13 protein-coding genes are annotated in these 11,428 nt (G+C 44.5%); 1 reads left to right on the top strand and 12 read right to left on the bottom strand.

Features of this window, described 5'->3' with window-relative positions; genetic code table 11:
• Window positions 1–214: 214 nt before the first annotated feature.
• From DMB45_RS00910 to DMB45_RS00890, 5 genes are all read right to left on the bottom strand, one after another.
• Complete coding sequence (locus DMB45_RS00910) at window positions 215–1,435, bottom strand: alanine dehydrogenase (protein ID WP_041503905.1); 1,221 nt, start codon at window positions 1,433–1,435, stop codon at window positions 215–217.
• Between the two features lie 19 nt (window positions 1,436–1,454).
• Window positions 1,455–1,874 carry a tRNA (adenosine(37)-N6)-threonylcarbamoyltransferase complex ATPase subunit type 1 TsaE gene (gene tsaE, locus DMB45_RS00905; RefSeq protein ID WP_041504092.1) on the bottom strand — a complete coding sequence of 140 codons (420 nt, stop codon included), beginning with the start codon at window positions 1,872–1,874 and terminating at the stop codon, window positions 1,455–1,457.
• A gap of 62 nt (window positions 1,875–1,936) precedes the next feature.
• A complete protein-coding gene (locus DMB45_RS00900; protein ID WP_110688364.1) occupies window positions 1,937–3,019 on the bottom strand; it encodes an Mrp/NBP35 family ATP-binding protein in 1,083 nt (360 codons plus the stop codon).
• A gap of 206 nt (window positions 3,020–3,225) precedes the next feature.
• A complete protein-coding gene (locus tag DMB45_RS00895) occupies window positions 3,226–3,729 on the bottom strand; it encodes an O-acetyl-ADP-ribose deacetylase (RefSeq protein WP_041503907.1) in 504 nt (167 codons plus the stop codon).
• 6 nt (window positions 3,730–3,735) lie between these two features.
• Window positions 3,736–4,287: an NUDIX domain-containing protein gene (locus tag DMB45_RS00890; protein WP_041503908.1), complete on the bottom strand. Its 552-nt coding sequence runs from the start codon at window positions 4,285–4,287 to the stop codon at window positions 3,736–3,738.
• Window positions 4,288–4,524: 237 nt separating this feature from the next.
• Between DMB45_RS00890 and DMB45_RS00885 the strand changes: the two genes are divergently transcribed.
• Window positions 4,525–5,061 carry a hypothetical protein gene (locus tag DMB45_RS00885; RefSeq protein ID WP_041503909.1) on the top strand — a complete coding sequence of 179 codons (537 nt, stop codon included), beginning with the start codon at window positions 4,525–4,527 and terminating at the stop codon, window positions 5,059–5,061.
• Window positions 5,062–5,095: 34 nt separating this feature from the next.
• Here the strand turns inward: DMB45_RS00885 and DMB45_RS00880 are convergent, their stop codons facing one another.
• The 7 genes from DMB45_RS00880 to aroC form a co-directional block, all read right to left on the bottom strand.
• Window positions 5,096–5,407, bottom strand: coding sequence for a hypothetical protein (locus tag DMB45_RS00880; RefSeq protein ID WP_041503910.1), 312 nt, complete (start codon window positions 5,405–5,407; stop codon window positions 5,096–5,098).
• 223 nt (window positions 5,408–5,630) lie between these two features.
• Complete coding sequence (gene aroA / locus DMB45_RS00875) at window positions 5,631–6,884, bottom strand: 3-phosphoshikimate 1-carboxyvinyltransferase (protein ID WP_041503911.1); 1,254 nt, start codon at window positions 6,882–6,884, stop codon at window positions 5,631–5,633.
• The gene (locus DMB45_RS00870) at window positions 6,859–8,151 is read right to left on the bottom strand and encodes a shikimate kinase (RefSeq protein WP_041503912.1); all 1,293 of its coding nucleotides are present in this window, start codon (window positions 8,149–8,151) and stop codon (window positions 6,859–6,861) included. The genes aroA and DMB45_RS00870 overlap by 26 nt, the downstream gene beginning before the upstream one ends.
• A gap of 4 nt (window positions 8,152–8,155) precedes the next feature.
• The gene (gene aroB, locus DMB45_RS00865; protein WP_041503913.1) at window positions 8,156–9,175 is read right to left on the bottom strand and encodes a 3-dehydroquinate synthase; all 1,020 of its coding nucleotides are present in this window, start codon (window positions 9,173–9,175) and stop codon (window positions 8,156–8,158) included.
• Between the two features lie 6 nt (window positions 9,176–9,181).
• Complete coding sequence (locus DMB45_RS00860) at window positions 9,182–9,892, bottom strand: M48 family metallopeptidase (RefSeq protein ID WP_041503914.1); 711 nt, start codon at window positions 9,890–9,892, stop codon at window positions 9,182–9,184.
• 86 nt (window positions 9,893–9,978) lie between these two features.
• Complete coding sequence (locus DMB45_RS00855; RefSeq protein ID WP_041503915.1) at window positions 9,979–10,266, bottom strand: hypothetical protein; 288 nt, start codon at window positions 10,264–10,266, stop codon at window positions 9,979–9,981.
• Between the two features lie 56 nt (window positions 10,267–10,322).
• A complete protein-coding gene (gene aroC, locus DMB45_RS00850; RefSeq protein WP_041503916.1) occupies window positions 10,323–11,411 on the bottom strand; it encodes a chorismate synthase in 1,089 nt (362 codons plus the stop codon).
• Window positions 11,412–11,428 lie beyond the last annotated feature (17 nt).

Genomic DNA, 11,428 nt, shown 5'->3' with positions numbered 1-11,428 from the left:
GTAAAGCAACAAAGACTTAATAATATAATATTCAGAACTATACAATTAAAAAATGCTACATACAAATTTAAAAATCAAATGAAGATACTCATCTTTCTCTCCTAAAAATAGCATCACGGTAGAAAGATTCACTCAGATCAAGACATTAAGCCCATTCTCTGCAAACGGACTATTTTTATATCCACAAGTATTTATATAATTTTAAGCACATAAATTAGAATGCAGCCAACAGTAAATCGATATCCCGGGAAATCAATCCGAATTTATCGGCAATGATTTTACGCGTCAACAGGCCATTATATATATATACGCCGTGCCGGAGCCCCGCATCCGTTTTTATTGCATTGCGAAAACCTCCGTTACAAGAGATCTTTTCCATCAAAGGAGTAAATATATTACTATAAGCGATAGACGCTGTCCGGGCTACCCGTGAAGCCACGTTGGGAACACAGTAATGAATGACTCCGTTATACACGTAAACCGGTTTTTCGTGTGTCGTCGGCCCGGAAGTTTCGAAACACCCCCCGTGATCAATAGACATATCCACAATAACGGCACCCCGTTTCATCAGTTTCACCTGCTCCTCGGTAACAGAAACACCTTGATCGTCATCAAAATAACGCAAAGCTCCGATAACAACGTCTGCGGACAACAAAGCTCTATCCAACACGGGTTTATGGAAAACGGAAGTAAATACCCGTTGTTCCAAACAGGCGTTTAACCGACGCAACCGTTCCAACGAATGGTCGAAAACTTTCACGACAGCACCTAATGACAAAGCCGTACGAGCTGCATATTCACCTAAGGTACCCGCCCCTAAAATAACAATTTCCGTAGGTGTGATTCCGGTAATTCCGCCTAAAAAAATTCCTTTTCCGTTCCGGGAATTACTCAGATATTCGCTGGCAATCAGGATCGCCGCACCACCACAAATTTCGCTCATGATACGTACCACCGGATAAAATCCGTCTTCGTCTTTCAGAATATCGAAGCCGATGGCCGTCACTTTCTTATGCATCATCTCAATGATCGCATCTCTCCGCAGTTCAAAGAGCTTCAAGGGAGACATAATGACCTGACGCTCCCGCATATATTCAGCATCTTTCGGACTTACAGGCGTTGATTTCATAATGATATCGGCAACATATACTTCTTCCGGCGTCTCGACAACACGAGCCCCCACATCCGCATATTCCCGATCCGTATAATTTGCCTGAAAACCCGCCCCTCTTTGCACGATAACCGCATGACCCGCATCTATCAGTATCCCGGCAGACTCCGGAGTCAAACAAATCCGATTTTCATCCCGGTCCGTTTCATTAGGCAGGCCTATCACGAATTTCTGCCGCTTCCACTCCTGAAACACCTCTTTTTCCTGAAATACGAACCACTCCCTATCAATCGTGGCCCCGGACAATTTACCAGAGTTTTCCATAGTACGTTATATTTATTTATTACATTCCTTCTACAGCCAATTCCCGGCGTCCGTCCGGCAACTCCGAAAAACGACAAATTACCGCATCTTCAGGTAAAAGCGGCTCGATCATTTCCGGCCATTCGATAAAACAAAGGTTTCCACTATAAAAATACTCTTCATAGCCAAAATCCATTGCCTCTGTCGTATTTTTAACCCGATAAAAATCGAAATGATACACCCGTTTCTCATCCGCCGTAATATATTCATTCACGATAGCAAAAGTAGGCGAAGTCACATCATCTTCCACTCCCAAACAGGCGGCAACAGCTTTTACAAAAGTCGTTTTACCTACTCCCATGGGACCATATAAGGCAAACAACGTACGGTCCCCTGCTCTCTCTAAAAATTCAGCAGCAACCCGATTTAAATCCTCCAACCCGTTTATTATCCAACGCATATATTTCATTTTTACAAGGGACATCCTACAAATAAATTTCGAATGTCCCTTATGGATAAAATTCATCCTTTCGTAACGCGGACTCTTTTAGCCGTAAGATTGACCTCTTCCACGGACTCAACTACCTGACGAGCCAAATCAAGAAATGCCTCTCCGGTAATCGTATTTTCATCTGCCGCAACCGGAACACCACTCTCTCCACCCTCCATGATACTCATCACGATAGGTATTTGTCCCAACAAACGCAACCCCTTCTTTTCAGCCAAAAATTTAGCCCCTTCCTTTCCGAAAATATAGTATTTATTATCTGGCAGTTCCGCCGGAGTAAACCAAGACATATTCTCCACGATTCCTAACACGGGAACAGCAATTCCGGGAGATTCGAACATATTGATACCTTTCACGGCATCGGCCAATGCCACTTGTTGAGGAGTACTTACTACAATGGCACCGCTTAAAGCCACCGTCTGTACCAACGTCAAGTGAATATCACTCGTTCCCGGCGGCAGGTCGATCAACATGAAATCCAACTCGTCCCAATGTCCTTCTTCTACCATCTGTTTCAATGCATTGGAGGCCATCGGACCTCGCCAAACCGTCGCCGCATCGGGATCAACAAAAAATCCGATAGACAGTAACTTAACCCCGTACTTCTCAACCGGCTCTATCAACTCTTTTCCCCCGACCTCTACCATATAAGGGCGAGCCTCCTCACATCCGAACATTTTAGGAACAGAAGGGCCGAAAATATCAGCATCCACCAAGCCCACCTTATATCCCAATTTAGCTAAAGCAACGGCCATGTTGGTAGCCACGGTCGATTTACCGACCCCTCCCTTGCCCGACGAAACGGCTATAATATGTTTAACCTTTTCCAACGAGAGCGGTTTTTCCAAATCATGTACAAAAACAGTCTCTATATCGACGGTCTTATATCCTAACTTCTCTTTCAACAACTGCACGCATTTATTTTTTATAGCATTGATAAACGGATCATTTGATTTCTGAAATACTAACCGAAAACTTACCCGATCTCCATCTGCCTTCATATTTTGTACCATATCCAGACCAACGATATTTTTCGATGTCCCGGGATATTTGATCTCTGCTAATACATCCCGTATTCCTTTTACTATCTCTTGCATATCATCATCAGTTTATATAAATTGTATTCTACAAAATTACAGGAATAAAACCATTTTCCGGCATTTTCAATCCACAAAATCACCCGTCATACGAAAAAGTCATATTAAACAATATAATTTAGAGATCATACAACAGCTTTAACCTCATATCCGGATTCCTCATTCTTATCGCTTGCCGGATACAACTCTCCATCCGGTGAAACAAACTATGACAAAAGCTTCCGGTAAAGTTCGTAATCCGAAAGGCTAAAACAAACCACGTATACTTTTTTAAAATCCGGATGCATACTTAAAAAAGCCCGGATCTCCCGAAGAGCGATCGGGGCTGCCCGTTCTATCGGATAACCGTAAGCCCCCGTACTGATAGAGGGGAATGCGATCGTCTTCAAACAGTTCTCTTCGGCGACCTTCAGACTGTTCCGGTAACAAGCGGCCAATAATTCCGGCTCCCCGTGATTTCCGTCCGCGTATATCGGTCCTACCGTATGGATAACATGACGAGCCTTCAAACGATAGCCTCCGGTTATTTTCGCTTCTCCCGTCGGACAACCGCCCAACGTCCGGCACTCTTCGAGTAACTCTTTCCCGGCAGCCCGGTGGATAGCACCATCCACCCCACCCCCTCCTAACAGGGTACGATTTGCCGCATTCACGATGGCATCCACGTTCAAAGTCGTGATATCGGCTTTAACTATTTCCAATCGCTCCATAAATTCCTATTTTAAATACAATCTATATTCTTGCGGAAGGATCTCGAATATCCGGTCCAGCTCAAAATGAGCCAAACCGTCGTCTTTTTGCTCTAATCCCCGCATCTGCATATATATTTTCAACGCCAACGACCTACACGCTTCTTCGAATACTTGCCGGTGATCGAAAGCCAGAAGCGGCATATCGTCAACCGGATACCAACGGGCCTCCGCCGCATCATCATTTCCCTCTACCCTGTATTCTTCTGGATCGACCAAAGCATAAAAGGCAATGGTGACGGTCCTTCCCCTCGGATCCCGTTCCACGGCGGAAAATGTATGGAATTGTTCTACAAAAATCCCCTTCATTCCCGTCTCCTCCTCCAATTCACGCAAAGCTCCGGTCTCCGCCGTTTCGTCCATGTTTAAAAATCCCCCGGGAAAAGCCCAGGCTCCTTTAAAGGGTTCATTGCCCCGCTGTATCAGCAATACGTTCAGTTTTTCTCCGTCAAATCCAAAAACCACACAATCCGTCGTTACTGCCGGACGAGGATATCGATAACAATATGCTTCTTCCATAACTCAACCTTTTAACTTTCTCTTGCAAAATAGCAATCAATTTTTCCAATAAACAAATTATCGAATCTCATATTAGCAAACTCTTTCCGGTAAAAAACCGCCTTCCGATACGAACACACGCATCAGAACGATACAATTTCATATATTTTCAATTTAATTATACTCTTTTTTTCAAACATTTTATCTCCCGTTCGTATACTACTCTGTCAATCAAGGTTTAATTTTAAAATTCACATTATGAAAAAGATTGAAACACTACTGTTTTTAACCTGTTCTGTTATTGTACTATCCTTATGGTTAGCCGCTTGTAGCGATGACGATAAAAACGAACGAAAGGATTTACTCCAAGGCAGCTGGAATATAAATCAGGCCGTGGCTATTGCTACCCCGGTAGAAAATGCTACCATGACCAAGGAGCAATTAGAAACCGTATTCAACAATTATACATTTTTCGAACAGGGCTCCGAAATAACATTCGTCGATGATACCGTTAAGCTGGTCGCCACTTTCGGAGACGTGGAACTCCCGATGAAATTGCCTTATACATTCGAAAAAGACACACTGACGATTACGGCTGCCGCCTCTCCCACCGTTACCTTTGAGATCAAGGGCGCTGTCGACTTCTATACCTCCCATTTCGAACTAAATCTAACCGACAAATCATACATGAGTATTCTGCAGTTCGTAGTCCTATTGACGCAGGAACCGAATCTACAAAATGCTCTTTCCCAGACGCAACAGGCTCACGCCTCTTACAATCTGGTAAAAAAATAACCGAAAAACGACGAAAGCCTCCCGAAGTCCAACACTACTCCCGGGAGGCTTTCTTAAAGAAAGGAGTATATGCTTTTTCTCTCGTTATGTAAATACTCTTTGGAACCACATAATACGGATCACTCATCTTTTCCTGTTCGATCTCATAACGTCCCGTCTCCAAAAGGTCATTATACTCTTCCCATCTATCCGTAACATATTCGAATATATTTTGCGTCATTCTTAATTCCGCTCCCTCCTTTACTTCCCATTTAAAACGGTTATTTTCTATCCTTAGATGCCTTTCAAGCCGTAATAATGCTTTAAGGTAAATAGCTACATTGTCCCATATCGTACGACTATCCATCAAATCTCCATTAATCCTAAAAAACTGAATCTTTATACATTGCAGGATAAAACGATTTTGAATCTACCACCTCATCATTTAAAACACAACCATCGAGGAATAAAAATGCAACAAAAAAACACTTTAAAAAAACGATACATCTTCATTGCGTCTAATCTATAGATAAACATTAGACGCAATATAACAACATTTACAATGCAAAGCAATGTTTTAATCCAAAATATTACAATTTCAGAAAATCAGACCAAAATGTAGGATAAGATTTGGATACGACTTCTGCCTCGGCAATAATCACAGGTGCGGAACTTCGTAATGCTGCCGTTGCCAAAGCCATAGCCACGCGATGATCGTTTCGGGAAGATACTTCTCCCCCCTTGATTACTCCTCCGGTAACCAACATCGTATCATCGTCGACTTCGATTCGAATGCCCATTTTGGCAAATTCTTCCTGTAAACTCTCGATACGATTACTCTCTTTGTATACCAATCGATGAGCCCCTCGTATTCGACTCGTCCCCGTACATCCGGAAGCCAAGGCGACTAAAGCAGGAAATAGATCCGGACTATCCGTGGCTTCGCATTCGAAAGGCCGCAACTCTTTGTGGGAAACCGTCACGCTATCCCATTTTTCTCCGGGTTCGACGAGGACCTCCGCTCCTACCTGACGCAACACCTCCAATATTTGACGATCGGCCTGTGTCGAATTGATATTCAAATTGGTAATCTTCACCTTACCGGCTAAAGCTCCAGCCACCAAAAAACAGGAAGCACCACTCCAATCCCCTTCCACAGGAAAAATACAGGAATGATATGCTTGCCTTCCCCGTATCTTAAAACAACGGTAACCTTCCCGTTCGATCTCTATCCCGAAAGCCTCAAGCACACTTAAAGTCATATCGATATAGGGCTTGCTTTTCAAATTCTCCACGTATAAGATACTGTCTCTTTCCGCCAAAGGCAACGCCATCAAAAATCCCGTGATTATTTGGGAACTTATGCTTCCGTCCAAACGACATTCACCTCCCCGTAAAGGACCGCAAAGAGTAATCGGTAATCCGCCCGCACAAGTGCGTATATTTACCCCCAACTCCCTTAAAGGAGAAACCAACATCTGCATCGGCCGCTTCAAGACAGAACCGCTTCCCATGATTACCACCTCCCGGTCCAATAAAGCAGCTACAGGGACAATCATTCGGGTTAATAATCCGGACTCCCCGCAAAACAAAGTCAATACACCCTCCCTCTTGCCTCCTGCTCCCGGGATAATCAGGTAATCTGCCCCCATCTCCCTTACCTCTGCACCCCATGTCTTCGCCACGTCAATGGCCCTCTTCGTATCATCGCACAAGGAAACATCACAGAGATAGGTGCTCTCTTCGGCCAACATGGCAGCAATAATTGCCCGTTGCGCGATGCTCTTGGAAGCAGGCACCGCTATCTCTCCGTTTACGTCAATACACTTTACTAATTTCTCCATATATAATCTCACTTACCTCTTCTACATTCCGGTCATTTGTAGATATCAACAGGTCCGCAACCTGCGCATAATCTGACTTACGGGATTCAAACAACTCACCGGCCGCCCTTACCGGATCAGCATACCGGGCCAGCAAAGGGCGAGTCGGGACCTCAATCCTTCCGACACAAATTTCAGGCCGGGCGTAAAGCCATATAACCCAACTGAGTTCCCGTAAACGCAATCTGTTCTCCGGACACGACACCGCTCCTCCGCCACAAGAAATAACAGTAGCTTCCTCCCTTTTCAACAATTCAATCAACACTTCGGATTCTATCTCTCTAAAACGGATCTCCCCATATCGCTTTATTAATGATGGTATCGTCAAACCGCTCCGCCTCTCTATCTCTTGGTCCACGTCCACATAAGGAAGATTCAATCGACCGGAAATCAGAGGAGCTATCGTTGTTTTCCCTACTCCCATAAAACCGACCAAAGAGATATGCAGGGGTTTCTTTCTATTGCTTTCCAACGCTTTTTTCATTCCGTCAATATCCGGATCAGTACCGACAAAACGCCGATAGGCCGGAATTCCCTGATACAACAACCAAGAACGTCCGTCGATATAAGTAACCCCTCTTTTAAACGAAAGATTTTTCAAATAAGAACCCTGATAAACGGCATCCAACACGACCTGCCCCTCTTGTAACCACTCCTCCTTTATCACTTCTATTCCCGCGTATAAAGTGTTCACTATAATTTTTGCGTCCGACATTTCTCCGGATAACTCCTCTAATCCGCAATACCGGCACCCCACAATCTCTGCGACCCCCTTCGCTTTCTCCAAGGTTCGATTCGCTATAACCACGGCTCCACCCTTTACGCGTAAAGCATAAGCAGCAGCCCTTCCGGCACCTCCGGCACCTATCACCAAACACTTCTCTCCGGCAATATCCATACCCTGAGCTTCAATAGCCCCGCCCACTCCATCCACATCCGTATTTGCCAATACACATCCCTCACCCTGTCGCCACAAAGTATTTCCAGCCTGAAGTATCCTTACCGTCTCCGTTTGAGAGGCGTCTCCCCAATTTTCTACAGCTTTAAAAGGGGCGGTTATATTCATTCCCGACAATCCCAATTCCCGAAATAACCGCATAGCCTCCCCGGCAGAAGCCGCCGCCATCCGGAAATAGGCCAAATCACTTCTTCCAGCAAAAGCGGCATAAAATACTTCCGGACTTTTACTGTGTAAAATAGGACTTCCCGTTACAGCAAAATAAAACATAGTACTACAATTGAGCCATCAAACTTTCCAATTCGGCAAAAGAGACAAACTCCTCCTTGCATTGTCCTATCCCGATAGGCAGAATCAAATGGATATGCTCTTTATCCCTCTTTTTATCTTTACGCATGGCATTCAGCAATTGAGAAACCGCTATCGAAGTTCGAATTGGCAAATGAAAAAGTTCCAATAAACGCCTCACCCGCTCGGCTTCTTCTTCTGACATATACCCTTTACAAACAGACAGCCGAGACGCCATACACAATCCGATACTGACTGCCTCCCCGTGAAGAGGAATACCGTTTTTCTCCAAAGCATGTGCAAAAGTATGTCCTAAGTTCAACAGACGACGGACACCCCCTTCTTTCATATCTCGTTCGACAATCGAAGCCTTAATGTTCACCGCCGCCTTCACCAAAACTTCCAAACAAGCCCGGTCCTTTTTCCATGCCGGTTTCACATGTTCTTCCATATAGCAAAATAATCCGGCATCGGCAATCATGGCAGCTTTTACGATCTCTGAAAAACCAGCCGCATATTCCCTATCGTCCAAAGTATCCAAAACCTCCGGATCGCAGATAACAAATTCAGGCTGGTTAAAGACACCGAGTATATTTTTATAACCGTGATAATTTACCCCGTTCTTTCCTCCCACACTCGCATCCACCTGTGCAAGCAAAGTGGTGGGCACAAAACCGAAACGACATCCTCTCATGTAGATAGAGGCCACAAAACCGGTAATATCACAGACAATTCCTCCACCGAATCCCACGATAAAGGTATTTCGATCCGCTTCCAGACGTATCAACTCTCCGGTAATTCTATCTATAGTCTCCCAGCTTTTATGTACCTCTCCCCCTCTAATCCGGATCACTTCATAATCCCGTAAAATATTTTGATAAATAGAATAAACGGACTCTTCAGTAATCACAATTACCTTCTGCCCCGGAGGTAAATACTTTCGTAAATGTACTATTTGTTCTCCGATAACGATTCGGGAGTCCTGTATGAATATTATATCTGTCATACTAAATTATATTCTAGTATTGTATTTTCGTAATTGTTTTCTCGATTCGCCATAATCAGGACAGACCCGTTTTACCAACGCCCAAAACCTGTCCGAATGATTCTTCTCTATCGTATGGCATAACTCGTGCAAAATAACATAATCAATCAGCACGTCCGGTAGTTTCATCAACTTGATATTAAGACTGATATTGTCTTCTCCAGAACAGCTTCCCCAGTTCGAAATATTGTTCCGAAACGAAAGTTTACCGTATTTAAAACCGTAACGATCGGCCAATTCCCGTACCCTGCCGGGCAAATACCTACGACTTTCCAATCTATATACTTCGATTAGAAAATTTTCGATATAAGGAGCAATCCGCTCATAAGGTGTCTGAACCGGAACAAATAGATGGATCTCATCGCCATCTATCCGGTAAGAAGGCACGCTTTCGCTACAAGAACGTACTTTCAAGATATGAAACTTAGTTCTTATCTCCGTATTTATTCCTAAGCCGACTCCCGTATCCTTCTCATATACTTTCAATCTCGAAAATTGTTCTTTTATCCATTCTTGCTGGGATACGACAAAGTCCTTGGCCATCCTTTCACTCACCCCATAAGGAACATTAACCCACACCCCTCTTCCCGGAGCCATCTTTATGGATAAAATCTTAATATGCAAACCCCGTCTCACTTTGACTTTTCCGATTCCGGGTATCTCTATTTCATCTTTCATCCTCCCCCTTCATATACACGAAAACGATTCTCTGTCGCGGAGAATCCGCCATAGAGAACCGTCCACGTTTATGTATTTTTTATTGCTTACCCCTTTCGAATCGTTTCACTCAAACGGGTAAAATGTCCGTCTACCGTTTTCAACAAATCGATAGCAAGCCCTTTAAAATAGGCGTGCTTCTCTTTCTTACCCGCAAATTTCTCCCGGGTATTGATTTTATTTCTCATTTGATTCCGATAATCGATAACCGATTGTATTATATCAACAACTTCTGCCTCGTGTTCATCGGTCACGGCATTGTAATTCATACAATCTTCGATAACTGCAAAAGTCAAATAATCGACATCTTTCTTTAATCTTCTTATACTTGCCATAACAATATGTATTTAAATTTGAATCAAAAGTACGAAACGAATCCGTCTCTTACAAACTATTTTTCAAAATTAATCAACAAATGGCCTTCCAACATCAAATCCAGCACCGCCATCGCGGCCATGGCTTCAACCACAGGAATCGCCCGGGGAACTACACAAGGATCATGCCTTCCATTTGCCTCTATTACCGTATTTTCTCCCCGCGTGTTAACCGTGTCTTGCCTCATTCCAATTGTAGCCGCAGGCTTAAAAGCCACGTTAAAATAGATATCTTCTCCGTTTGAAACACCCCCTAAAATACCACCCGCATGATTTGTTTTCGTACGAACCGCACCGTCTATCTCCCGGAAAAAATCATTATGCTCGCTTCCCCTGAAAGATGCAGCCCTAAATCCCTCTCCGTATTCAAATCCTTTCGCCGCGTTTATACTCAACATATAGTAAGCCAAGCGAGCCTGCAAACGATCGAAAACCGGTTCTCCCACCCCCACCGGCACCCCGCGTACCACGCAAGATACGATACCTCCGACAGAGTCTTTTACCCGCTTCACCTCCCGGATTTGCCGAATCATCTTTTCCGACACATCAGGATCGGGACACCCTACCGCACTCTCCATCACCCGGTTCAAATCCAACTCCCGGTAATTCTGTTCCACACATACCGTACCGATCCGAGAGGTATACCCCTGTATGGAGATCCCCTGTAACGCCAGCACTTGCCGGGCAATAGCACCCCCGACCACCCGGGCTATATGCTCTCGGGCCGAAGCCCTTCCTCCTCCCCGGTAATCCCGTACACCATATTTTTTCAACCAGGTATAATCGGAGTGAGAAGGCCGGTACACCTCTCTTAACACCTCATAATCCTCACTTCTCTGATCCTCGTTACGAACTAAAAAGCCGATAGGCATCCCCGTCGTGACCCCTTCCCAAATCCCCGAAAGGATCTCTAACCGATCCCGTTCGTTCCGTCCTGTCGTCAGGTCCGATTGACCGGGCCGACGACGATCCAACTCTTGTTGTATTGCCTCGACAGACAGACGCACTCCGGCAGGACATCCGTCCACCACACCGCCTATCGCTTTTCCGTGAGACTCCCCGAAGGAAGTCAACGTGTATAATTTACCGATTGTATTCCCAGCCATACGATTTGTTTTAAGGT

Origin of the sequence: Sanguibacteroides justesenii, from assembly GCF_003204205.1 — a bacterium.
Lineage (GTDB): Bacteria > Bacteroidota > Bacteroidia > Bacteroidales > Marinifilaceae > Gabonibacter > Gabonibacter massiliensis.
This window is presented reverse-complemented; position numbering and strand designations above follow the sequence as displayed.